Raw genomic sequence first — 25633 nt, forward strand, 5'->3', positions numbered from 1 at the left:
CATAATCACATCCCTGCCTACGTCCCGCGGACAAGCCGCGGGACGTAGGCAGAGCAGAACCGGGCCAGTTTTTTCAGGGGGCGTCGCAACATCCTGGCTACCTATTATAAAGATTCAATGTGATAAATCGTGTATATTAGCGCCAACACTATTTGATGGAATAAGCATGAAAACAAAAACCCAATTTGTATGCAGTCAATGTGCCGCGATTTCGAAACAATGGGCGGGACAATGTACCCATTGTGGCGCATGGAATTCGATTGCGGAGGAAGGTATCCCGGTGAATCGTAACTCACGCAGTGGGTCTTGGGTTAATCAACGCTCTGTCATTACTGCAGTCGAAGATGTCGTGATGGATAAAGAAGTACGGATGGATTGCGGTTTATCAGAACTTAACAGAGTTCTTGGCGGCGGTTTGGTATATGGTTCGGTGGTTCTTATCGGAGGGGATCCAGGTATTGGTAAGTCTACTTTGTTATTGCAAACCTTGGCTAATCTTTCCATGCAGGAAACTGTTTTATATGTCACGGGTGAGGAATCCTTACAACAAGTCGCCATGCGGGCCAAACGTCTGGGATTACCTTTAGCGGGATTAAGGCTTTTAGCTGAAACACAGGTTGAATCGATTATTGCACACGCACAAAAAGAAAATCCTAAAGTGATTGTGATTGATTCCATCCAAACTATTTTTACCGAGACGATTAGCTCTGCTCCAGGTGGAGTAAGCCAAGTACGGGAATCGGCAGCTCAATTAGTTCGTTTTGCTAAACTCACCCAGACCGCCGTGTTTTTAGTGGGGCATGTGACTAAAGAGGGTGCTTTAGCCGGACCACGTGTTTTAGAGCATATGGTAGACAGTGTTCTCTATTTTGAAGGTCAAAGCGACAGCCGTTTCAGAGTCATTCGCGCCATTAAAAATCGTTTTGGCGCAGTCAACGAATTGGGTGTATTTGCGATGACCGATAAAGGGTTAAAAGAAGTCGCTAATCCGTCGGCAATTTTTTTGTCGCGTCAGCCAGAACCTACTTCCGGGAGTGCCGTGATGGTGACTTGGGAAGGATCACGCCCCATGTTAGTCGAGGTACAAGCTTTGGTTGATGAAGCGCATGGGCAACAATCGAAACGGGTGACTGTGGGGCTTGAATCCAATCGATTAGCCATTTTACTTGCTGTGCTCCATCGGCATGGAGGAATTGCTACTTACGATCAAGATATTTTCATCAATGTAGTCGGTGGTGTGAAAGTGACAGAAACTGGCTCAGATCTTGCATTATTAGCTGCGGTAGTATCCAGTTTGCGTAATCGGATTTTTGACAGGGAAACGATAATTTTTGGTGAAGTGGGTCTTGCTGGTGAAATCAGACCCGTACAAAGTGGGCAGGAACGTTTAAAAGAAGCAGCAAAACATGGATTTAAACGAGCTATAGTTCCTTTTGCGAATGCGCCCAAGCAACAACACGATTCTTCAATGGTTATCGAACCGGTCAAATATTTACATGAAGTTTTGGAAAAAATGTAAATCCTATGTGCCGCTGGTATTAAAGCAAAACCAATAATTCACTGTCACTCCAAGCGCAACGACGGATCTTCCTGCTCTAGCACCACCTAGAAAGAGGAGAATTCTCGTTGGCACTCGGATGACGGGGACATTCGTCGCACCAGGTTACGTAAGCAGTCTTCTTTGTAAACGTTTTAAGAGTTTAAGACACAGTCTTTATCGTATTGAAACAACACAACACAGGAGCAATGATGACTTTTCCCACCCAGCTAAAACGTGACTTTATGGATATGTTAACCCGCAACAAAATTTCTCACCGTCAAGGTTGGTCCAATTTTATGGGGAATGTGAGGAATCCCTCTGCCGTGGTTGTTTATGTTGAGAGCGAAGCGCAAGTGCAACTCATCATGAAAGAAGTTAAGAAGATGAATGAAAAACGGACGCCACAGAATAAGATTACTTTAAGAGCAAGTGCCGGTTGGGAAGATAAGAAGAATGCCGGTTGTTGTTTATTTCCTTGGTCTAAAGTTCAGGATGAAGAATATAAAGGCAGTTTCTCTTTCTCGGAAGTAGTAGGGGGGCGAACATCGCCGCAAAGTGAAGGAACGGACATTATTATCTGTTTTAAAAAGAAATTTCATAAAGCCAAAGTCTTAGGACCTCTTGATACCAAGCCGTCATGGATCAATCCTGAAAATCCGATTCATCAACTCTCAGCGATGCTTGTGGAAGTAAACGCAGGAACTCAGATCGCTGAATATGCAGAATTTTTACGAGAGAATAATTTATCTTCATCGACACTCAGTATGCTCAGTTGGGCGAGTCTTGTGGGATTATCTATTCCTGGTGGGCATGGAACGGGGCGTGATGAACCTGCTGTAAGTGGCCTGATTGAATCAATCAGAGTGTGCGATTTGGATGGAACCATTCGCGAGCTGACTCCAGAGCATCCTGATTTTGAGACCTTACGCGGGGCTAATAGTGGTTTTTTAGGGGTTGTGCTGAGTGTGAAGTTGCGTGCAGTGAAGGCCTTTAATTTACGTGAAACAGTAGAGCTGTTTCATAACACAGAGGAAATGAAAGGCAAACTGGGCGACATATTAAAAAACAATCACTATGTGAGTTTTATAGGAATGCCCAGTTCTGCTGATTCGGAACTTAGCGACCACATTCACCAATGGCAAGTTCGGAAGTGGAATTTTACTACAGAGAAACCAACCCAATCCAGCAAAGCGACTTATGCGCCCTCAATCACTTCCTTTGTTCAAGAATTGGAGTTAAGGCTGGGGGCGGATTTGATGAATTTTTTAGTGAATTCAGAATTGAGAAGTTTATTACCCCAATTCATGCTGATTGCTGCCGCTGAAACGATTGAAAGTCGTGGCACCAAGCCCATAGTTGACTTTGAAAACCATATTACCCATCCACAAGTCGCTTTTCCAAAGGTATTGCGTGATGTGGATTATTTTATCCCTGTCCAAGATGAGAAGGCAGGGGAACAGCTGGAAGAAATATTGCAGCAAATTGAACGTCAGATAAAAAGTGCGGCAAAACAAGGTGAGAATCCGGTAACCTATGCGATTTACGTTCGCTATTTGAAAGGCACCAATGGAGGATTGTCTCCAACCAGTACTCAGGCACCTGATGAGCGTATTATAGCTTTGGATGTGGTCACTCACCCGCAGGCGAGAGGAATTGCTCGTTTTGAAACCGTTTTTATGGGCAAATTAAAAGAAAAAGGATTTGAAGTCAGAAATCATCTAGGAAAAGAGTTTCCCGCGGGAGTAGTTCGTTATGCTCAATTTTTAGATCCAAAAAAAATAAAACAATTTATTGAAGCGGCAGAGCGTTGGAATGCAACCCCAGGTCAGAATGATGGGGCAGAGCGTTTGGCCATGGCTCCTTATAATACGAATTACTTTCAAGAGATGCTTGATCTTAGTCCTAAATTGGCCAGTGAGGAAGAGAAGAGTACAAAAGAGGAAATTCTTCCACCCAAACAGACGTCTTTAGAATATACTAAAGAGGAGCATACACAATTTTTAACTCGCTTACGCGAGGTCGTTGCGTTAATGCCTGTGCATCATGAAGCTGCAAAAAATGCGAAGGCGGCTTTTTTACAGACGTGTGACAGTGAGTTGGAAAATCGAAGATTACGTGATTTGGTGATTAGTTAAATGGATTGATGTAACCTGGATGCAGCACAGTAGTGTTGCCTTAAAGTTAAGAAGAATCCTCTCTTTCATAAATGAGAGAGGGGCATTCGCTACAATTAATTCCCTCATCCGCCCTAGCGGGCACCCTCTCCCTTTTAAGGAGAGGGGAGGGCAACTGTGTGACACCCAGGCTACGTTTCTAATGATACGAAGGTGATATATGGACATAACTCCTTTTTTTAAATTGATGGTCGATCGAGGGGCTTCAGACTTGTTTTTTAGTGTGGGTGCACCACCCAATATTAAAATTGAAGGAGTTATTTCCCCGGTGGGGCAGGCACCGCTCAAGTCGCAACAAATGGCTGAAATTGCTTTATCACTGATGAATGATGATCAGCGTAAAGAATTTGAAGCCACTATGGAGCTGAACATGGGGCTTTCCATTAACCAGGTTGGACGCTTCAGAATCAATCTATTTCGTCAGCGTGGTGATATTTCAATGGTGGTGCGCTACATCAAGAATAAAATCCCCTCAATTGAGCAGTTAAATTTACCTCTTATTTTAAAAACTATTGTCTTGGAGTTACGCGGCCTTGTTCTTGTAGTAGGTGCTACCGGTTCGGGAAAATCAACCACTTTGGCCGCCATGATCGATTATCGCAATGAAAACCAAAGCGGTCATATTTTAACGATTGAAGATCCCATAGAATTTATTCATCAACATAAAAAATCCATAGTGGATCAACGTGAAGTAGGGATTGATACGATGAGTTATGACAATGCTCTAGTCAATGCAATGCGTGAAGCGCCCGATGTGATTTTAATCGGTGAAATACGAGAACGTAATGCCATGAAACATGCTATTGCCTATGCAGAGACAGGGCATTTATGTATTTCAACTTTGCATGCGAATAATGCGAACCAAGCGATGGATCGTATCATTAATTTTTTTCCAGAGGACGCACGTAAACAAGTGTTGATGGATTTATCCCTTAATTTGCGAGCTATTATATCGATGCGGCTGGTTCCAGGGGTGAACAATCAAAGGGTGGCAGCTGTGGAGCTCTTGTTAAACACTCCTTACATATCTGATTTAATCGAGAAAGGCAAAATTGATGACATTAAGGAAGCGATGGAGCGTAGTACAGAGCAAGGGATGCAGACCTTCGATCAGGCTTTATTAAAATTATACCGGACTGGGGCGATTTCCAAGGAAAATGCGATCAAATATGCCGACTCGAAAAATAATGTGGGTTTACAAATTCGTTTGAACAGTGCTGGAGATTTTGATTCGCAAGATGACAGTTTGAGCATAGAAGATAATTGATATTTTTTTACCGTATGTTAAAATTTAACACAATTTGATTCCTTATGCGATCCTTTGGCTCCCTTGATGTATGGCAGAATTTTTTCATATAAAAGACATAAATAAAGGTCCAGCGACACAAGCAACCTCGCATGTGGCTTTTCTCAATGCCGTATATACTCCTCCCGATAACCAAAATTCGCCTTACAGAATTATCTATAAAAAAAATAAGTACGGTTTGCCTGAGTTGTCGCGCCTTGAAGTGATGTTTGGCCAATTGGCTCGTCTTTTTCTATTACCAGAACTCACTCCTGCTAACAATTTAGTAGTTAATGAAGACCATCGTATTCTTGGTTTAGCAGTCCAGCATCTGTGCTATGTCATTGCCAATAGAGAAGGCTTAGAGCATGATTTTTATAGCTTAAAAAAAACGGATGATGGCTGTGATTGCTCCCCTAAACACGTGGAAGCACCCACCAAAATACCCATTTATTTTCTAGATAAGCTCCCCCAAGGATTTTTTGCCGATTTACTGAACGCCGAGGAGGCTGGACAATTAGCCATTGATTATGAATCACTGGCCAGTATCTTTGCGACTTCCTATACCCTCGAAGAGGATGATTTACATAAAGGAAATTATGGTTTTTATTTGGTAGAGCGTGCCGGCAAGCCCCATGCGGTATTTTTCAAAATTGATCATGATTTAATGTTTGTAGACAGCATCATGGGATTTAAAACCAGAAGACCTTTCCATTTATTCCATGGACCTCATGCGTTTGATATCACTGTGGATGATCTTGAGTCGCTCATGTGTTTAAGCACTTCATGCAACGTTTATTGGCCTACGAAATTCTGTTATGTTGCCAATCCTTTTGATAATAAGGAGTATCGTAGTTATGCCGAAATCAATGCTTTTGCTCAATTAGGGACTAATCCTCATTTTATCAGAGCGAAATGGAAATCCTTTTTTAAACATATTCTGATGCCCCAAGAGCTCATTCAGCAGACTTTACATGACTGTGCGGATGTGAGCAAAGCCTCAGAGCGTGCGCAAGTTGCCTTGATGATCCAGGCCACTACCACGAGGCTTGCGCGTTTGCGCGCTGTATTGTTTTCCAGCCAAGAATTTCGTAATTATGTAAGTCAATTAGATGAACAACAAGTAGATGCTTTCGTAAAAGAAATCATCCCCCCGCGTTGGGCAACAGAAAGGGTCCTGCAGCAAATCAAGGACTCAATTGCTCGTTTTAAAGAGTTATCTCAAAATGAAGATGGATTTGATCCTGAAGATACTCCGCTACATGTTGCAATTAAGCTTGGCGAATATCGGTATGAAGAAACCTTAGATATGTTTGGCGAATTCATTAATGTCCGAAACAGAGCGGGCAAGACTCCTCTAGATATTGCACTGGAGCGTGTTCATGGGGAACAGATTGATTATGACACGGTACAAGACAATGGCGTCTTAATTGCCAAACATTTATTGATAAACGAGGCGCAACCCGCAAAAGAATATACAAGTGAGCTCTTGTCAACCATCAGATCGTATCATTTTAAAAACCCATACTTAAAAAGAATTAGTGACAATATGGATTATCGAGATTTCAAACAGATTTTAAGGGATATAGGTGAAGATCATCAGTTTGGTTTGAAATTTAAAAAAGATTTGGCCCTTGGATGCATAAAACGTTTTATTCAGCTGAATAAGGGACGCCCTGATTTTAATGACCAATTACAGCAATTAAAGGACGATATAAATGGCAGCTCCTCGGAAGAAGAAGCTGCTGGCGTGAAATACATACGCCAATTACGGAGCAGATTATGGATTATTCGTCAATTACGCGGATTATATGGTTGGACTTCAACCCAATGGGAAGCCAATACCCTGATTAACCAGGCCATGGCGCAAAATAAGCCTAAGGGAGATAGTTTATTTTCATTCTTTTCTTGTATTTCTGATGGCCAGAGAGAACGGGGCATAAGTTCTGAAGCGCAAGAGTTATGTTGCGCAAGCACCGTTCCTGTGTGCTAAACGTAGGTTGGGCCTTGGCCCAACAACCTACATCGTATGTAGATCTGTAGTCTGACTTTTAGCTAATGGGTTTGCATTTCTCCCAAGTGGAAGGGGTAATCATGACGGCAACGGGCGTATGCGGCGCCAATTTTGGCGGGGTTAGGGTAAAAGGCGTAATGGGTGGCCTTGTAGGCACAACAGGGAACAGCGCTGACAAAACAGCCTCTTTTAGCGTTCCAGCGGTAATGACCATCTTCTGCAAGTTGCAAGGTTCTGCCATCAAAACAGACATAACGTGGTTGAGAGGGGATTTCCCCAATGACACAGCCTTGAGCATAAACACCGTTTATTAATGCAAATAATAGTCCAGTCAGTATGATTTTCACACTTAATCCTTTAATCTTGCTATAATGATGTTATAACGTTAGTCCATCTTACCGCCTTTATTCAAGCAAGATATGCATAGGCGATGAAATTTAAGGTTATTTTAATAAAATAAGGTTAAAATGAATACATAATGGTTTGCGGAGTGTGCGATTATGCCTATGAATAAAGAACTTTTAAAAGCAATACAAAATACTACCTTACCTGGTACTGCTACGGTAAAGGAAAGAGAAGAGGCATTAGATGCAATACTAAAAGCTGATGTTAATAAAGCAGAAGACTTTAGAAAAGCGGTATTAGAAGATGAAAGCTTAAAATATTGGATGAAGGTAGACGGAAGAATTGCACCTCCAAGTTGGGGTTGGGGTAGTTTAAAAAGAGGAGTGAGAGCTCCATTCGTCTCAACCGATCCTTTAAAAAATGATGATATTTTGAGTACCAAACCACAAGATAGCCCTCCTAGTTTCAAAGATATAAAACAAGCTGCAGCCGCACAACGCGTCAAATATAGCTTAGCAACAGTTGATACTGATGTTTTAGTTGGTATTTTAACATCTGATTTCAGCGATAATGGAACGATACTTAGGAGCTACTTGGAATCAAAATCACCTAATTTGGGTGTTAAATTTAATGAGATGCATGGATGGGCTCCTGCTAATGACGACATCCTTAATAAAGCTGCCTTAGATAGTATTAGAACAGAAGCAGCAAACCAGCTATTACTTAAATTAATGGCTAACCCTGGACTCACTGATCCTAAATTATTTGATAACCTAGCCAAGGCTACAACTCCCCTAGATTACCGCTCAGCTGCGAAAGCCCTTCTTAAAGCAGGAGGAATTACCCCTCCCCAAGGAAAAACACTAGATGACCTTACAGCGGCTTTGGCTTTGGATTCAAAGTCAGAAGTTGATGCTGCAGCTACAAAACGCAGAGACGCCATATTAGATGCATCGGCCATAGTTGAATTTGAAAAACAGCTGCAAAAATTAAGAAGTAGTGGTACGGATAGCGAAATTTTAGGACTGAAAGCTCCCCTCAAAGAGGATGATAAAAAAACTTTCATCAATGATTTAGCTGCGCATGCTAGTTTAAAAGAAGATCCTCAGAACCCGTATAAGGCTAGAGTGGCGACTTTGCCTGATGACAAAAAAGAGGCACTGGCAACGGCTCATCAACAACTCTTGTGTGAACAGTATCTGAAAGCAAACATACTCGCTCAAGATATAGCGCTTAATAAAGCAGAGCTAGCCAGCGCATTGAAGGCGAAAAATAAAAAGGATCTAAAAGATGCATTAGATGCCTTGATTACAGACCCCGGTGATAAGACTATTACGGCTAAGGCTCTAACTGATGATAACATAACCGCAATCCAAGTCGCTTTAGCAAAGAATATAATCAAGAAATTGGGAGCTGCTGCGCTTCCTGCGGGTCGCGATGAGATGATAAAGCTCAAGGATAACGCAGGTGATTTAGAGAAATTTAAAACACTAATGGAGGGAAAGGTTGCCGGTGGTACATTTGCTTTTCTGAAGAAAGAGGATTTACCTGAGTTAAGTAAAGCGATTGATGAGCAGTTAGAGAATTACGCTCGAGCACAACGTGAAGTAGATTTTGCAGCTGCAGTTGAAAAATCTCGCCTAGGCGCAGGAGCACATCAGAGATTAATTGCCGTTTTTAAAGATTTACCCAATGAAAAACAACAACAGTTAGTTAAAACATTATCCAATGGAACGAATGAAGTCGATACTGCAAAGCTTGAGGTGCTAATTCAAGCAAAAACAGAAGCAGAGATCAAGTTCCATTTGGGAAGTAAAAATATTAAGGGCGGGGCACTTGGTGGACTTGTAGATTTAGCCGCTGAAAATACACGGGCCATTGCGTTTAGGCAAATCAATAACCCCGCAGTTGCTAGAGTTTTGGTGGGGCTTGCTAAGGTTGCTCCAGATAAGATTCCTGCTATAAATGCGGCTTTATTAGCACAAAAAGATAATAAATTTGATGGCACTGCCCAAAATACTTATAAAGACCTTGTTGATGCCATTCATACTGCATGTGGTAATCCGCCATTTGATAACGGCCAAGATAGCACAGATTTATATAAAGCTTTTAATCTGACAGACCATAATAATGCTAATCTAATTCAGAATGACACTGTTCTTCCTGTCGCGCCAACTGTATCGCAACAGGTTATAGCGGATCATAATCGCAATAAAGCTTTATTTGATTACTCAGTTGCCCCAAATATAGTTAATAATGCGGCAACGAGGAGTTTGTTGAATGCCTTTTTGAGGGCGGGACCGGAGGGGGTAGCAGATACTAGGGATAAAATCACGAAAGCTGTAAATGCGTTTAATCAGAGCACAAATGTTCAAGAATTTCTTGATAAACTAATTCCAGAAGCAGAAGCGAATAAGGATTTAGTAAAGCGAAAACAAAAAGACGCATTAAGCAGAGAGTTTACATCTGATCTATACAGTGAAATAAGTATTACAAATATTAAGGCTTATTTAGCTGGAGATGATGAAGCGCAAGAGAAAGGTACAAGTTTAATTGATAGAAAATTAGAGCAGGTACAAGAAACAAAATCCACAATAGAAAAACATAAGGGATATTTAAAAGCTCTGAATCAAGAGCTTGCGGCATTACCTGCTTTATTCAGCGGAGCAAATGATGTAAAAGCGAAGAACAAAGCTAAAGAAGTGAAGGAGAAGTATCAAGATTTGTCACGACAATGTACTTTGATTGTAGAGCATTTACATACCACAAAGCATGATCTTAATAAGTATCTTGAGGCAATACCTAAGTCTCCTACAGGACAATTTGAAGAACAACGCAAAGCGCTAGAGGGCGAAATCAAGGCAATTGATCAGCAATTGGAGTTTTATAAAGGACTCCAAACGCAAATCAATGGTGAGAATGGTGCTTTAGCAAACATTGATAAAGTGGTGAAGGGTAAGGCTACTGTTCAAGTGGAGAAAGCAACGGTTACTTATTCAGTAATTCCCATAGGCCAGGAAAGAACAGCAGCACTTCAATCAAAAAGTGGCGAAAATGTAGGCATAACCAATGCCGCTACTAATGTTGACGAAAGTTCTCCTAACTATAAAGTTCACGAAATCCCTGCAAAAGGTCATGTCTTCGGTGTTGATTTAGTTCACAAAATCGACAATCCCAAGCGCGGTAGTCCCGGTGAACCGGATGAGATAGAAAACCCCAAAGGCAAAGCCCGTGTAACTGTAAATTATCATCCTGAGGGTAAACCCAGTGCATCCGGTTCTAAACCGATAAGCGTAAGCCTGGCTATCGTAGCTAAGGATGAAAACTATCTGGCAGAACAATGTATGGAAGCAGCGAAACAGCTTTTAAAAGACTGGGATGGTAAAAGCCCTATCCGATTAAGAGGGGTGCACGGAAAGAATACAGAATTGGCTTATTTATGGACCGCTGTGTGCGTTTTAGGAGAGCATCACCCCAAATTTTCAATGGATAAGATAGAATTTAGAGGTTCTTGTGCGTGGAGACCTGATCAAGGCCATAAAAAGGAGTTAGGTGGGATACGCGGAAAAAGTTTTACTAAGGATTCTTATTACAATACAGTATTTAAAGGGACAGCCAGAGGACTTGTTGAGGAGGTTGAAAACGAGTTTAAGGCCATGGTTAATCCAAAGAAAAGAGATCAAGTCGATAAAGGGGTTGTGAGTGCCACCAGTCTCTTTAGAGATAAAATGAGTACAGGTCGGCAAGGTATTGCAGACCAAGCAGAGCGCAATATCAAAGCGCGAGGCGAGATGGAAGCTACTATTACTCCTGTACCAGGTGGAACTAACAACCCGTAACAGCTAACAATAAGGGGGATTCAATTGAATTCAAGCCAACTGGCGATTGGTGTATTTGACTCTGGGATGGGCGGACTAACGGTTTTGCGGGCATTGCGAGAGGGCTTGCCGCAAGAATCGTTTATCTATTTAGGGGATACAGCCCGGCTGCCTTACGGTACTAAAAGTCCAGATACTGTAAAACAATATGCAATGCAAATGGCAAAGTTGCTGGTAGAGCGGCAGATTAAGGCTTTAGTGATCGCCTGTAATACCGCAACTACAGCTGCACTCCCTTATTTGCAGGAAATGCTGCCCGATATGCCGGTGCTTGGTGTGGTGGCTCCAGGTGCTGCAGCAGCTGTTGCGGCAACTGAGAACAAACGTATTATTGTTTTAGCGACTGAAACCACGATTGCATCCAACGCATACCAGAAGCTCATCATCCAAAAACTACCTCAGGCAGTAATTAATACTCGTGCGTGTAGTGTTTTGGTTGCCCTGGCTGAGGAAGGTATGGTGGACAATCAAGTAGCCCGTGAAGCGTTAAAACATTATCTCGATGGATTTACTAACGAAGATACAGTTTTGTTGGGATGCACCCACTTCCCGGTATTTAAGCCTTTGTTACACAGTTTATTGCCGCAAGGAGTCACTATAGTCGATTCAGCACATGCCACATCGCTGGCATTGCATCAGTTGCTCGAAAAGCAGGATTTACTGAATGATACCCCTTCCTTGAATCGCAGAGTCAATTATTTAGTAACCGATTCCATCAAACGTTTCCAGATTGTAGGCGAGATATTTTTGGGTGAGCAGTTGGCATCAGACGATATTGAGCTCGTGGATGTTAGGAATTAAGTAGAACGTATCCCTCATCCGCCCTGACGAGGCCCTGTTCACCCTCATTCCGAGCTTAGCGAGGGATCTCCTTATGTACACACTGTTCTATTACTTGGAGATCTCCCGTTGCACTCGGGATGACGAAAATGAGGTGAATTAGGAAAAGAAAAAATGAAGGAAAAGGGGAGAACAAGGAAGTTTTTGAGTTACACCTGAAAACATCCCCTCTCCCGTATCGGGAGAGGGGCAAGGGGTGAGGGAGTTAAAAGAACATTATTCTTCCTTCGGCGGCCGACTCATTAGATTTTGCACCACCTGTTTTGGGGTGATTTTTCCTTGTAACAGGGCGTTAATTTGTTCACATATCGGCATTTCCACTTGATATTGCTTGGCGATGAAGCAAACTTGCGATGCATTATATTTTCCTTCCACAACCTGGCCAATTTGCTTTTCTGCATCGTTGATGCTGATATTTTGCCCTAAAAGTAAACCAAAGCGACGGTTTCGTGATTGATCATCGGTGCAGGTCAATACTAAATCGCCAACGCCAGCTAAACCAAGAAAAGTCTCCGGACGTGCACCTAAAGCCAGTCCAAGACGCTCCATTTCTGCCAAGCCACGGGTTATTAATGCTGCTTTGGCATTAGCCCCATAACCTAAACCATCACTGATTCCACAGCCAATAGCCAAGACGTTTTTTATCGCGCCACAAATTTGCACCCCGATCAGATCATCGCTCAGATAAACACGTAGGTTGTGATGATGAAGTAGTTCGCGAATATTTTTTTGATAGTGCGGATCGTTGGAGGCTAAAGTGACCGCTGTAGGTAAAAAGTGAGCCACTTCTTTGGCAAACGATGGACCTGAAATAATGGCTTGTGGAAAACTAGCACCAAAAGTGTGGCTCACCAAATCACTTAATAATCGATGACTTTGTGGATCAATACCTTTAGTTAGCCAGGCTAAACCTTGGGGTGATTTTTTAATTTTCGCAATAATTTCTGCAAATGCATGGGAAGGAACCGCAATAATGACGTAATTGGCTTCATTGATGCATTGATCCAAATCAGCCAAGGGTTCCAACGTTTCAGGAAAAGCGATATCGGGTAAATAATTTGGATTTGATTTTTTTCCCTTCATTAGAGCAACATGTTGTGGATCATGCCCCCACAACAAAACACGATGACCCGCTTTGGCTAGGTGAATTGCGACGGCAGTGCCCCAAGAGCCAGCACCTAATATAGCAATGGTTTTTTGGTTCATTTTATGTTCTTGAATAGGGGTTAAATAGAGTTGGAAGCAGGTGTTTACTCTCTTTAAGTTAAGAAATACCCTCTCCCGAAGCGGAGGAGGGTCAGGGGTGAGGGCTCCTTGTTAATCAACACCTCATCTGCCCTGACGGCCTCTTCTCTTTGTCCACATTATCCCCGATGAACTCGGGATGACTACTGGTCAGGAGGAGAAGAGAAATTCCTTACCTAGGTAATACGATTTTGCCTGCATCCTGTTTATCTTATCAGTGCACTTGCTATATTAAGCTTTGCCTTCTTTTTGCTTTTCGGCAAGTTGTTGCATGTACAGCGCATCAAAATTAATGGGTGCCAGGACCAGTTGTGGGAAACTACCACGAATTACCTGCGATGTAATTGCTTCACGAGCATAAGGAAATAAAATATTGGGGCAGAAACTGTTTAGCAAATGATCCAGTTGATTTGCTGGAGCGCCTTGAATGGTAAAAATACCGGCTTGTTTTACTTCAACAAGGAAAGCAGTTGTTTTGTTATTGGTTACAGTGGCAGTCACGGTTAATACTACTTCAAAAACACCTTCTTCCAGTTTGGTATTGGCGGTATTGAGTTCAAGATTCAGTTCAGGTTCCCATTGTTGCTGAAATACAGCTGGGGTATTAGGCGTTTCAAAAGATAAATCTTTAGTATAAATCCTTTGAATCATGAATTGTGTTTCATTTTGATTTTGTTGCGCCTGGTTAGCTTGATCGTTCATGTTATTGTTATCCTCTTAGTAATGTATCGAGTTTTCCCTGGGCATCCAGGGCATATAAATCGTCGCAGCCACCCACGTGTTGGCCATTAATGAAAATTTGCGGAACGGTACGTCTGCCACTTTTGGTTATCATTTCATCACGTAATTCGGGTTGCACATCAACACGAATTTCTGTGAATGAAACCTGTTTTTGTTGCAATAACTCTTTGGCTCGGACACAGTAGGGACAATATGCGGTACTGTAAATAATGACTTCAGCCATAATTTATTTTCCTTTAACTAAGGGTAACTCGGCATTTTGCCAGGCAGCGATTCCACCACCTAAAACGTGGGGCTGGTAGCCTTGAGCACGAATTTTATTGGCAACAGCCTGAGCATCAAAAGCGCGTGAGGCGATCAGAATAATGGGTTTATTTTTATATTTATCCATTTTCTGTTGATCAAAATCTTCGCTTTTAGCATGGATCGAATCAATTATGTGTCCTTTCGAAAAGGCTTCTTGGTCACGCAAGTCAATGACCACAGCATTTTCATGATTGATTAAATCGACAGCGGCTTGAGGGGTTAATTCCTTTGCTTTCCGTTTTTGGGTGATTAATTCGTTAATAAAAGTTAATAATAAAATCACGATAAAGGCGAGCCATAGCTGCCAATGATGGATGATAAATTGACTAAAGTGTTCCATGTTCTCTCTTGCATATTTTATTAATCTGGGAATTATCACCAGAATGAGGCATTAACGCAAGTCACAGAACTATTTTCTATGTCACGGGGGGACACCATTATGCGAAACCCGGGATCTTTTATGGTTATCCCTAGGGTAGCGAGAGCGCTAATGAAATAGGGTGCTGTAGAGTGGAGATCTTTCGGCTGCTTGGAATGACGTGGTTATTTGTTTCTCTTAAGCAACACATAAACTGCTCCACTTCCTCCGTCCTTGGGAAGGGCACTGTGAAAAGCCAAAACCTCATCTAGCTGGGGCAGCCAACGATTGAGTAAATTTTTAATCACAGGGGGTGCACCTTGGTAACCGCCCTTACCGTGAATAATTAAAATGCATCTGCTGTTGTTTTCGGCTTGGGTTTGAATAAATTGGCATAAGGTATCGCGGGCATTTTCACTTTTTAGTCCATGCAAATCCAAACGGGCTTCCCATGGGATTTGGCCATGTCTTAATGCTTTAAATCGTTGGCTGGCCAGGCTGGAATGAGAATAGGATAATATGGTTTCGGAAAGAACTGTGTCAACAATCATATCGGATAAGTAATACTTCTTTTTTGGGTATGTTGCTTGGGGTGTCCTTTTCTGAGGTGGGACAGAAGGCTTTGGTTGAACCACTTTGACCTGCTTTGCTTGTTTCTGCAATGGTTTTACAGAACGCATGTGTTCGCGAAACAAGGCTTTGTCTTCATCGGACAAAAAATCATCAGCCATATTGTACTAAAAATAATAAGTGATATGAGAAGTATAACCCGGGTTTTGCTGTGCTGCACTCAAATCTGGGTTTTCATCAAGGTAAAACATACAACTACTTTTGTTGACTAACATAGGGTACAATTTGTACTTTTTCTGGATGAGAATTGACCCCCTATGAGCAATTATATACTTAAGGAAACGGAAGAATTAGTTACGATTTTGGATTTTTTACGTTTTAGTGTGTCCTGTGCAACCCATGCAAACTTATATTATGGCCATGGCACCGATAATGCTTGGGATGATATGCATTCATTAATCCTGAGAAGCTTGTCTTTGCCTTATGATTTAGAACCCAATTGGCTTAATGCCCGTTTGACTACCAGTGAAAAAAAATATTTACACCATCAATTGGAAAAGCGAATCAATCAACGCGTACCAGTGCCTTATTTGATCAAAGAAGCCTATTTTTGTGACATCCCCTTTTATGTGGATGAACGAGTGCTTATACCCCGTTCACCCATGGCAGAACTGATTAAAAATGAATTTTCGCCCTGGGTCGATGCGGAAAAAGTGCATCGTATTTTGGATTTGTGTACGGGCAGCGGATGCATTGCGATTGCCTGTTGTTATGCTTTTCCGGAGGCCAAAGTTGATGCAGTTGATATTTCTAGTGAAGCGCTTGCTGTTGCTGCAAGGAATCGCGAACAGTTAGGGGTTGAAGAGCAACTGACGTTAATTGAGTCTGATTGTTTTTCCAAAGTACCAAAGGTAGGCTATGATTTAATTGTTAGTAATCCTCCTTATGTGGGCAAGGAAGAGATGCAGACTTTACCTGATGAATTCCGTCATGAACCGGTTTTAGCTTTGGAAACTGGCAATAATGGATTGGCTATTGTTGAAACGATTCTGCACAATGCATCTGAGTATTTAAGTGAAGCGGGTGTCCTGATTGTAGAAGTAGGGAACAGTGAGGAGGCTTTATGCGAGGCCTATCCCGATGTTCCTTTTACCTGGCTGGAAATGAGCCATGGTGGACAAGGTATATTTTTATTAACGAAGCAGCAGCTAGACGAGTATTTTAATGTCCGGTAATACATTTGGAACTTTATTTACGGTAACAACATTTGGTGAAAGCCATGGTCCAGCTATTGGCTGTGTGGTCGATGGTTGCCCACCCGGATTAATGGTGCAGGAAGAAGACATTCAACCATTTCTCGACAAACGCAAGCCAGGCCAATCCAAATATACGACACAACGCCGTGAGGAAGACAAAGTACAAATCCTTTCAGGTGTATTTGAAGGTAAGACGACAGGCGCCCCTATTGCCTTATTGATTCATAATACCGATCAACGATCTCGCGACTATGAAGAAATCAAAAATTTATTTCGACCAGGACACGCAGATTTTACTTATCATCATAAATACGGTCATCGAGATTATCGCGGCGGCGGGCGTTCTTCAGCGCGCGAGACTGCGGCACGCGTAGCAGCCGGTGCGATTGCGCGTTTGTATTTGCAACGTCATTTAAATTTGGTCATCGTGGGTTACTTACAGCAAATGGGCGATTTGATTCTGGACTTTGTCGATGAGGCGGAGATCCCTAATAATCCTTTCTTCTGCCCCAATAATACTCAAATTCAGGATCTTGAGGAGGCAATTGAACACTTAAGACGTCGAGGCGATTCAGTGGGCGCCCGAGTTAAAGTGATCGCTAAAAATATGCCTGTTGGATTAGGTGATCCAGTATTTGATAGACTGGATGCAACATTAGCTTATGCTATGATGTCAATTAACGCGGTTAAAGGCGTCGAAGTGGGAGCAGGGTTTGCGTCGGTAAATCAGTTAGGTTCTGTACATCGCGATGAAATGACTCGTCAGGGTTTTCTCAGTAATAATGCCGGTGGAATTTTGGGTGGTATTTCTACAGGACAAAATGTGGAAGTAAGTATTGCATTAAAGCCTACTTCAAGTATTACTACCCCAGGAAAGACGATCAATACTGCTGGGGACGAAGTGACTGTAGTGACTAAGGGACGACATGATCCTTGTGTTGGAATTAGGGCTGTGCCTATAGCTGAAGCAATGATGGCTTTGGTGCTGATGGATCACTATTTGAGAAATAAGGCATTATCCTAAACTCCCCTTAATTATTTCCCTTCTCCCCGTGGAGAAAAAAAGATAAAAGAATTCAGAAGAGGTTAATCATGAGCAGAGAGTTAAATATAGCTATTGTTGGTGCTACTGGGGCAGTTGGTGAAACTTTTCTAACCGTATTGGCAGAACGAAATTTTCCTATCAAGAATCTTTATCCATTGGCAAGTTCTCGTTCTGTAGGTAAAACAGTAGAATTTAGAAATGAACAATTTGATGTTTTAGATTTGGCTGAGTTTGATTTCAGTAAAGCGGATATCGCTTTATTCTCAGCAGGTGGTTCTGTATCTAAAGAATATGCACCCAAAGCTACTGCAAGCGGATGTGTGGTGGTCGATAATAGTTCTTGCTTTCGTTACGAAGAGGACATCCCTTTAGTTGTTCCCGAAGTCAATCCTCACCGTATAATTGACTATAAAAATAGAGGCATTATTGCCAACCCCAATTGCTCTACGATTCAGATGGTAGTTGCCTTAAAGCCTATATATGATGCGGTAGGAATTGCTCGAATTAATGTGGCGACGTATCAATCCGTTTCTGGTACGGGAAAGAAAGCGATTAGTGAGCTTGTGTCGCAAGTAGGGGATCTTTTGAATGGTCGGCCTGCGAATATCAATGTGTACCCACAACAGATTGCTTTTAATGCGATTCCGCATATTGATCAGTTTGAAGAGAATGGATATACCCGCGAAGAAATGAAAATGGTCTGGGAAACACGTAAGATTATGGAAGATGACCACATCATGGTCAATCCTACGGCAGTTAGAGTACCTGTTATTTATGGTCATTCTGAAGCCATTCATTTGGAATTAAAAAAGCCTTTAACTGCTGACGAGGCGCGTAAGATTCTTTCTAAAGCTCCTGGAGTGAAAGTCGTTGATAATGTGGCTAAGGCAAGTTATCCCACGGTTCTTAAAAACGCTATAGGGCATGATGAGGTGTTTGTTGGGCGAATTCGACAAGATATTTCTCATCCTAATGGATTAAATATGTGGGTCGTTGCAGATAATATCCGCAAAGGTGCGGCATCCAATGCAGTACAAATTGCTGAAATTTTGCAAAGAGAATTTTTGTAAGATATTTTGTGCGGTTTTGTTGCCTGAATGATCGGTCCGTCTCCCGAACATTAGTGAGGAGATGGGATCTCCCCAGTACTCTGTATGATGATGAGAGATCCCTTATAGGACTCGGAGTGACGTCAAAAGTTCCCGGATTACGGTGCGCTAATCCGGACTACAACACATCGAGGCTTCAAGAATCACATTTTTTGTACGATAAGCAGAACTTTAAAAAAATCCTCCTACTTTTTGCAACCTAAGTTATACTTTGATTAACATGATTGGATTTTTAAACTATGCTAAATGAATATTATTTAACCGATGATATTGAAGAGCCTGTTCTTGCGAGTAGTGTTTTAGCTTATGTGACACCTAATGTTTCTGGTAAGCGTTTTAATGAATTAAAAACTGCGCAAATTCCTTGGGAAGCAAAACTGGATCTTTCAAATCTAAAGCCAGAGGATGCACGTCAGGCTTTGCTTGAATTTATTCAAAAACAGGTGAAGAAGAATAAACATTCCCTACTTATTGTTCATGGTACACAAAGCGCCAAAAATGCTCCTCCTCTGCTCAAGAATTTAGTGAACCACTGGTTGCCGCAAATCCCAGAGGTCATTGCGTTTCATAGCGCGAAGCCTAGTGATGGTGGTACTGGCGCAGTCTATGTTTTACTTAAAAGAGTATCGGATCTTCCTGTATTCACTCGTACGGAAAGCTCTTCCTTTTTAGTTGTGGAAACTAAAGCTATGGAGCGGCAGAGACGTCTGGCTGAGCAGCAAGGTGAGCGGCGAATGGCGTCGGTGAAAGCGCGTGAACACTCCAATTATGAGGCTCAACCGGGTCTTGAAGGGGAGTTGCAAAATAATATTTTGCAACATCCCGCGTTAGACAGTCAGCGTTTTGATGGCATTGATGCACCTTTAAATCCTGAACCTCCTCTAAATACGGACGCGCGACGCGAATACGATAATGAACGACGCAACCAGGAGCAAGAAAAGCAACTGCGTTTAGGTAATATGCCTCGATTCACTAATACACCTAAACCTAGAGGTCCTTAATGACAATTGCAAGTGACATAATCAGCCATCGAATGCCTGATTTTGAAGCTTATCTTCGAGCAGGGGAATCGTTGGATGATATTGATGAATATGGTTTTACACCCTTAATTGAGTGTGCTATTACCCGCCAAACTCACATTGCTGAGCAATTAATTGTTCGTAAAGTCAATGTGAATAAAGCCGACGTGACCGGGCGTACTCCCTTACATTGGGCGGTGGATAATAATGATGTCGAAATGGCGCAATTGTTATTAAATAGTGGTGCAGATCCCAATGCCTATACGCGTAATGGACTTTCTGTATTGGTCTATCCCGTATTGCGCGGTCAAGAGACGCTCAAACGTTTACTGTATCAGTATGGGGCTAAACTTGATTTTGCCCTTGATTTTATTAACGGCAAACTCATTGGCCATCGTTTTGAGTTGCAAGGGGATGTGGATATAGTCAATGCCAAGGGCGAATTTATTGAACTGGATTATGAAGGTTTTATTCTTGAATTTACTGTTGCCGTGATCAGGGATGCCTTAAGACGTTTTATCAGCAGCTATTCAACACGCCATTTACGAGACTATTTTCCATTGGCTTACGTCATTATCGATGGCTTTACGCTTGCAGAGGAGCTTTTACAATATCAGCACTTGCCTTATTTGAACGAACAACAAATACGACGGGTGCAGGAATTTTTAAAAGCACCTATGTTGATTCTTCCTGCAGCCAGTCGCGGCCATGCTATGGGATTTATTCGTTTTGGTCAATGGTGGGCTAAAATTGATCGCGGTGAAAACAGCTTACAGGAGGGGAGTGTTAATATCTATAAAATGAGTAATCCCGAAGCCTTGAATGTTCGTTTTCTGCAAGATTTTCTTTATAAAAAACAGCCGAGACGTTATTTCCATCAAGTAATTAACCAGCAATTAGGGTTGATTCCCGTCGCAAAAATGCCAATTAGTTCGCAAATTAGTGGTAATTGCTCTTGGGCCAATATCCAGGCGATTGTTGCAGTTGCTTATGCCATTCAAGAATTACAAAAGAATAATTTTATTAATTTCGATCCAGCGATGAGCTTTTATGATGAGTGGGTATCTTGGGACAAGGAACGAGCTATCGATGAATGCATTCAACGTTTTTATTTGGCTAATCCTCTCCGTAAAGCCAGTATTGCCGCCATGTTAGGTGGCGTTTTATTCCAAGCCTGTCATTATAACAATGCGCGCCATTTGGAAATGGCAGAGAAAATACTCAAAATTCTCACCTTGCCAGATTATGAATACATTTTAAAAAGTTATCTTGAAGAGTATTGCATCAAACGGTTAACCAAAAAAGGGAATAATTTACTCAAAATTCTTGATGATTGCGGGATCAATCCCAATATTGGCGTGAATCCCGTTGCCACCGATTTATGATTTGAATTGGATGTAGTGCGAGAAATGATGGTTTCGCTATAAGCAGCCTAGGAGACCTACAGTTTTTTAATTATCGCCACTTTTTCGACTATACTCAAAAGGTACGAATTATCGATTCAGATAAGGAGATCATCATGTTAAAGTGGGCGCTCATTTTTTTGGTAGTCGCCATTGTTGCAGGTTTATTTGGTTTTCGCGGCATTGCGTCCACGGCAACCAGTATTGCCAAAGTACTCTTCTTTTTGTTTATCGTTATTTTCCTGGCATTTTTAATTTTGAGTTTATTTGGAACCGCATCGCTTACTGCATTGCCGTAGATTTGCCCTAGGTGCGCTCAAGAATCTTCATCATCCCGCGTTAGACCCGGGATGATGCGGGGGAGTTATGACAACGTGGCAATGTCAATGACAAAACGATAGCGGACATCACTTTTTAGGACACGTTCATAAGCTTCGTTTACTTGTTGTATGGGAATAAGTTCAATATCGGACACAATGTTGTGTTTGCCGCAAAAATCGAGCATTTCCTGGGTTTCTTTGATTCCTCCAATAATTGACCCAGCAAGACTTCTACGTTTCGCGATTAAAGAAAATGCATTCAGTGGAACGGACTCTTCTGGAATCCCAACAACAACCATAGTCCCATCGCGACGGAGTAATTGGATGTATTCATTCCAATCGATCTTAGCAGAAACAGTACAGATTATGAGATCAAAATAATTTTTTAGTTTTCGAAACGTTTCAGGGTTCGAAGTGGCCAAAAAATGATCGGCACCCATGCGTCTACCATCTGCTTCTTTACTGAGCGAATGACTTAAAACGGTCACTTCAGCACCCATTGCATGTGCCAGCTTGACACCCATATGTCCAAGTCCACCCAAGCCTAAAATACCGACACGTTTTCCAGGGCCAATCTGCCAATGCTTTAAGGGGGAGTAGAGAGTTATTCCTGCACAAAGCAGAGGGGCCGCAGCGTCCAACGGCAGGTGTTTAGGAATGTTTAGAATATAATTTTCGTCAACAACAATTTGGGTCGAGTAGCCACCTTGAGCCAAGTTACCGCTCTGTTTTTCCACATTGTTGTAGGTTAAAGTCATACCTTCTTCGCAAAACTGTTCCATTCCTTCATGACAGCTTTCACATTGTCGGCACGAATCAACAAAACAACCGACACCAACGCGGTCGCCTACTTTAAATTTACTGACCGATGGGCCTACCTGACTGACTACGCCAACAATTTCATGACCTGGAACCATTGGAAATAAGGAACCACCCCATTCATCTTTTACTTGATGAATGTCTGAGTGACAGATGCCACAGTAATGAATGTCAATTAGCACGTCATTTGTTCCAACATCACGACGCTCAAATGAATAAGGTTTAAGAGGGGCTTTTGCACTTTGAGCCGCATAACCTTTTACGGGTATCATCTAAAACTCTCCTTGTTATGTCGAATTATTTTACCTTTACTCATGAAGGTGAAGTCCTATCTTGTGGAGTATGCCTTCATGGGATGGTACCTGAATTGTAGCCAGGATAAGGCCGGAAGACGAGGGGACTTTTTGCCGTCATCCCGAGTGCAACGAGGGATCTCCCGTGATAACAACCTGCTATTGCGGAAGATCTCTTGTTTCATCAGATTAAAGAGGCAGCGTTATTCTTTTACTGCAGTCTCTCTTTTTTTCTGGCCATCTCCTTTAGCAACCGCTTTGATATTTCCTTGCTGCTGCTGTTGTCCTGTTCTTCTACGATTCTGGTTAGAAGCAGTTGGATTATTACCGGCACCGGTTCTTTGTTGTTGATTACCACTGGGCCGACGTCTTCTATTTTGCGATCTGCGGTCACCACCAGAACCTTTAGACGTTTTTGTCTGAGCTTGATGACGGCCTGGTGCTCTTTTAGCCTGACTTTGTGGTACTGAAACTGAAGTATCTGTATGTCCACCAAATAAACTCGACCATAAGCGCTTGATAAAGCTGGCTTGAGCGCTTTTTACTGGTTGATGTTCTGTTAGTGGCTTAACTGCAGGCTCATCTCGTAAAGAACTATCTACCTCACTACCAGGAACATGTAATTCAGGCTGTTGGATTAGAGAGTAACTAGGTTTTTTCGATTTACCGACATTATCTTCTTTCAGACGAGTGATTGAGTATTGTGGTAAGTGCATGTAAGGATTGGCGATAATCATTACTGAAACACTATGTCTTTTCTCAATGTCTTTAATGAAATTACGCTTCTCATTCATAATGAAGGTTGCCATTTCTGCAGGAAGCTGTACTTGGATTTCAGCGGTCTTTTCCTTTAATGCTTCTTCTTCAATGAGACGTGTAATTGCCAACCCGTGCGACTGAATGTTACGAACCGTACCTCGTCCCTCACACCGTGGACACACTTCCTGAGCACTTTCCCCTAGTGATAATCTCAGACGTTGACGTGACATTTCCAGAAGACCAAAGCGGGAAATACGTCCGACTTGAATACGTGCTCTATCCGCTTGCAATGCTTCTTTCAGGCGATTTTCGACATCCCGTTGATTTTTACTGGAGCTCATATCAATGAAATCGATAACAACTAAACCACCCAAATCACGTAGACGTAACTGGCGAGCGATTTCGTCGGCTGCTTCAATATTTGTATTGAATGCAGTGGCTTCGATATCTGATCCCCCCGTTGCTTTAGCGGAGTTGACATCAATTGAAACCAGAGCCTCGGTTCTGTCGATCACCAAAGCACCTCCAGACGGCAACATCACTTGACGCTGGAATGCAGTCTCTATCTGACTTTCAATTTGATAGAAGTTAAACAGAGGGATGCTGCTGTTGTAGAGCTTCAAGTTAGGCAAGAATTCTGGTTTTACTCGCTCGATATATTGCTTGGCTTTAATGTAAGAAATCTGATCATCGATGATGATTTCGCTGATGGACTTACGTAAATTATCACGAATAGAACGAATGATGACATCACCTTCTTGATGTATCAACGAAGGGGCAAGTTCCGAATTATAAGCTTGTTTGATCGATTGCCATTGATTGCACAGCATATCCAGGTCATCTTGTAATTCTTCTTGGCTTTTGCCTACACCCGCAGTACGGATAATAAGTCCCATGTCTTCAGGTAAAGTCAATGCATTGAGTGTTTCTCGCAGTTCATCGCGCTCTTCACCTTCGATACGTCTGGAGATACCGCCTGAGCGAGGATTATTAGGCATCAGAACTAAGTAACAACCGGCTAAAGTAATATAGGTTGTTAGCGCTGCTCCCTTGCTGCCACGTTCCTCTTTGTCAACCTGAACCAACAATTCCTGACCTTCGCGGATTAAAGAAGTGATGGGTGGCTTTTCATCGCCAAATTCATCAGGATTTTTGCTTAAATATTCAGGTGCTATTTCTTTAAGGGGCAAGAAACCTTGACGTTTAGAACCATATTCTACGAAAACAGCATCGAGACTCGGCTCTCGTCTGGTGACGGTTGCTTTATAAATATTACCCTTTTTTTTCACTTCACCGGGACATTCAATATCCAGGTCAAATAAATAACGATCTTTAACAAGTGCAACACGAACTTCCTCAGTTTGCATTGCATTGATTAACATTTTTTCCATCTGTTACCCCGTAATTAAGGGCGCCATCATTCAAGTTGAGATAGGGTCTTTTTACCTTTCTATTATCTTGGCTAAGACGGTTTGATTGTCTGCGTTTCGATGCGCACCTACTTCGTAGAGGTTGCGCTTCAATACTCGAAAATCAAGCCATTTTTGGCTCAAGCTAGCGAAACGTGAAAAAAACCTAATATAAGGCTCAAAATACCTTAGAGGTTCAATGGGATTTACTGATATTTCGATGCTTTTGGCTGAGGTCTGGATTTTCTGTGCTTCATGGCATACCTTGGTATGCTCTGTTGCAATAGTGGAAAATCCGGGGTTTTCACCGCAAGTAGGTAATCGATCAGTAGCACCTGGAATTGAACAATAAGCGATGTGATCTTTAGGCGAACCCATGGCCCTATAAACAGACGTTACACATGTACCTTGTTCAACAGAATCCTTATGTACTAACGTGTACACTGAAGTTCTGTGCTCCGTTCCTCCTAGCATTTGTCGCTCTACAGCGAGTTTCGAAAGAGGTCTGATGAGAGGTGCATACTGTGAGATATACTGATTACAAACCAAACGGGTTGAAATAGGAAGCCAAAGGCGTGCGAAAGCCCTGAAATAATTCGTAATCGGTATAAAGCATGTCTGGCATGCGTAGGTTTCTGTCAAAAATATGGTCAATTTATCTCTGGCATTGGGTCGCTTCCTTATATCTTATGCTTAAATGGAAGCGCTATTTTTATGTAACTCTATTTAACAAATAATCATTCATTTAGATGGGCTAAAGCCTTTCTTCCTCAATGATTAGCATATACTTTAAAGTAAATAGTTACGCTTTTTTTATTTAAATGCGTTATAATTCGGTTGCATGGAAATTTTCCCACGCTACAGGCGATCATATCAAAAAAATCACGCCCAGCAAACAGGTTTAT

The 25633-nt window shown here is 42.1% G+C and carries 21 protein-coding genes; 12 read left to right on the forward strand and 9 right to left on the reverse strand.

Annotated features, from left to right (window positions below):
• Positions 1 to 166 precede the first annotated feature (166 nt).
• The 4 genes from radA (at position 167) to ankK (ending at position 6992) form a co-directional block, all read left to right on the forward strand.
• Complete coding sequence (gene radA / locus OQJ13_RS12010) at positions 167 to 1519, forward strand: DNA repair protein RadA (RefSeq protein ID WP_265711048.1); 1353 nt, start codon at positions 167 to 169, stop codon at positions 1517 to 1519.
• 227 nt (positions 1520 to 1746) lie between these two features.
• Entirely contained in the window at positions 1747 to 3675 is a 1929-nt protein-coding gene (locus OQJ13_RS12015) for an L-gulono-gamma-lactone oxidase (RefSeq protein WP_265711049.1), read from the forward strand.
• A gap of 199 nt (positions 3676 to 3874) precedes the next feature.
• A complete protein-coding gene (locus OQJ13_RS12020; RefSeq protein ID WP_265711050.1) occupies positions 3875 to 4981 on the forward strand; it encodes a PilT/PilU family type 4a pilus ATPase in 1107 nt (368 codons plus the stop codon).
• A 70-nt stretch (positions 4982 to 5051) separates the two neighbouring features.
• Positions 5052 to 6992 carry a Dot/Icm T4SS effector AnkK/LegA5 gene (gene ankK, locus OQJ13_RS12025; RefSeq protein WP_265711051.1) on the forward strand — a complete coding sequence of 647 codons (1941 nt, stop codon included), beginning with the start codon at positions 5052 to 5054 and terminating at the stop codon, positions 6990 to 6992.
• Between the two features lie 62 nt (positions 6993 to 7054).
• On the opposite strand, the gene OQJ13_RS12030 is transcribed toward ankK, so the two are convergent.
• On the reverse strand, positions 7055 to 7360 hold the full coding sequence (locus OQJ13_RS12030) for a hypothetical protein (RefSeq protein ID WP_265711052.1): 306 nt from the start codon (positions 7358 to 7360) through the stop codon (positions 7055 to 7057).
• Positions 7361 to 7513: 153 nt separating this feature from the next.
• On the opposite strand from OQJ13_RS12030, the gene OQJ13_RS12035 reads away from it, so the two are divergent.
• Both OQJ13_RS12035 and murI read left to right on the forward strand, forming a co-directional pair.
• Complete coding sequence (locus OQJ13_RS12035; protein ID WP_265711053.1) at positions 7514 to 11197, forward strand: interaptin; 3684 nt, start codon at positions 7514 to 7516, stop codon at positions 11195 to 11197.
• 24 nt (positions 11198 to 11221) lie between these two features.
• The gene (gene murI / locus OQJ13_RS12040) at positions 11222 to 12037 is read left to right on the forward strand and encodes a glutamate racemase (protein WP_265711054.1); all 816 of its coding nucleotides are present in this window, start codon (positions 11222 to 11224) and stop codon (positions 12035 to 12037) included.
• Positions 12038 to 12292: 255 nt separating this feature from the next.
• On the opposite strand, the gene OQJ13_RS12045 is transcribed toward murI, so the two are convergent.
• The 5 genes from OQJ13_RS12045 to OQJ13_RS12065 all read right to left on the reverse strand — a co-directional run bounded on the left by OQJ13_RS12045 (position 12293) and on the right by OQJ13_RS12065 (position 15457).
• Positions 12293 to 13282 carry an NAD(P)H-dependent glycerol-3-phosphate dehydrogenase gene (locus tag OQJ13_RS12045; protein ID WP_265711055.1) on the reverse strand — a complete coding sequence of 330 codons (990 nt, stop codon included), beginning with the start codon at positions 13280 to 13282 and terminating at the stop codon, positions 12293 to 12295.
• A 270-nt stretch (positions 13283 to 13552) separates the two neighbouring features.
• Positions 13553 to 14023: a protein-export chaperone SecB gene (gene secB / locus OQJ13_RS12050; protein ID WP_265711056.1), complete on the reverse strand. Its 471-nt coding sequence runs from the start codon at positions 14021 to 14023 to the stop codon at positions 13553 to 13555.
• A gap of 7 nt (positions 14024 to 14030) precedes the next feature.
• Positions 14031 to 14285, reverse strand: a complete 255-nt coding sequence (gene grxC / locus OQJ13_RS12055) for a glutaredoxin 3 (protein WP_265711057.1) — start codon at positions 14283 to 14285, stop codon at positions 14031 to 14033.
• 3 nt (positions 14286 to 14288) lie between these two features.
• Positions 14289 to 14708 carry a rhodanese-like domain-containing protein gene (locus OQJ13_RS12060; RefSeq protein ID WP_265711058.1) on the reverse strand — a complete coding sequence of 140 codons (420 nt, stop codon included), beginning with the start codon at positions 14706 to 14708 and terminating at the stop codon, positions 14289 to 14291.
• Between the two features lie 203 nt (positions 14709 to 14911).
• On the reverse strand, positions 14912 to 15457 hold the full coding sequence (locus tag OQJ13_RS12065) for a Smr/MutS family protein (RefSeq protein WP_265711059.1): 546 nt from the start codon (positions 15455 to 15457) through the stop codon (positions 14912 to 14914).
• A 156-nt stretch (positions 15458 to 15613) separates the two neighbouring features.
• Between OQJ13_RS12065 and prmB the strand changes: the two genes are divergently transcribed.
• The 6 genes from prmB (at position 15614) to OQJ13_RS12095 (ending at position 21427) form a co-directional block, all read left to right on the forward strand.
• Complete coding sequence (gene prmB, locus OQJ13_RS12070; protein ID WP_265711060.1) at positions 15614 to 16531, forward strand: 50S ribosomal protein L3 N(5)-glutamine methyltransferase; 918 nt, start codon at positions 15614 to 15616, stop codon at positions 16529 to 16531.
• On the forward strand, positions 16521 to 17576 hold the full coding sequence (gene aroC, locus OQJ13_RS12075; protein ID WP_265711061.1) for a chorismate synthase: 1056 nt from the start codon (positions 16521 to 16523) through the stop codon (positions 17574 to 17576). Before prmB ends, aroC begins: the two co-directional genes overlap by 11 nt.
• Positions 17577 to 17644: 68 nt before the next feature.
• Positions 17645 to 18667, forward strand: a complete 1023-nt coding sequence (locus OQJ13_RS12080; protein WP_265711062.1) for an aspartate-semialdehyde dehydrogenase — start codon at positions 17645 to 17647, stop codon at positions 18665 to 18667.
• Between the two features lie 278 nt (positions 18668 to 18945).
• Positions 18946 to 19707, forward strand: coding sequence for a Smr/MutS family protein (locus OQJ13_RS12085; RefSeq protein ID WP_265711063.1), 762 nt, complete (start codon positions 18946 to 18948; stop codon positions 19705 to 19707).
• The gene (gene ankH / locus OQJ13_RS12090) at positions 19707 to 21110 is read left to right on the forward strand and encodes a Dot/Icm T4SS effector AnkH/LegA3 (protein ID WP_265711065.1); all 1404 of its coding nucleotides are present in this window, start codon (positions 19707 to 19709) and stop codon (positions 21108 to 21110) included. The genes OQJ13_RS12085 and ankH overlap by 1 nt, the downstream gene beginning before the upstream one ends.
• A 134-nt stretch (positions 21111 to 21244) precedes the next feature.
• Complete coding sequence (locus OQJ13_RS12095; protein WP_265711066.1) at positions 21245 to 21427, forward strand: DUF1328 domain-containing protein; 183 nt, start codon at positions 21245 to 21247, stop codon at positions 21425 to 21427.
• A gap of 65 nt (positions 21428 to 21492) precedes the next feature.
• On the opposite strand, the gene OQJ13_RS12100 is transcribed toward OQJ13_RS12095, so the two are convergent.
• The 3 genes from OQJ13_RS12100 to OQJ13_RS12110 form a co-directional block, all read right to left on the reverse strand.
• Entirely contained in the window at positions 21493 to 22539 is a 1047-nt protein-coding gene (locus tag OQJ13_RS12100) for an NAD(P)-dependent alcohol dehydrogenase (RefSeq protein WP_265711067.1), read from the reverse strand.
• A gap of 224 nt (positions 22540 to 22763) precedes the next feature.
• On the reverse strand, positions 22764 to 24710 hold the full coding sequence (locus OQJ13_RS12105; RefSeq protein WP_265711068.1) for an Rne/Rng family ribonuclease: 1947 nt from the start codon (positions 24708 to 24710) through the stop codon (positions 22764 to 22766).
• Between the two features lie 51 nt (positions 24711 to 24761).
• Positions 24762 to 25202, reverse strand: a complete 441-nt coding sequence (locus OQJ13_RS12110) for a hypothetical protein (protein WP_265711069.1) — start codon at positions 25200 to 25202, stop codon at positions 24762 to 24764.
• Positions 25203 to 25633 lie beyond the last annotated feature (431 nt).

This window comes from Legionella sp. PATHC035 (assembly GCF_026191115.1).
In the GTDB taxonomy this organism is placed as follows: Bacteria; Pseudomonadota; Gammaproteobacteria; order Legionellales; family Legionellaceae; genus Legionella.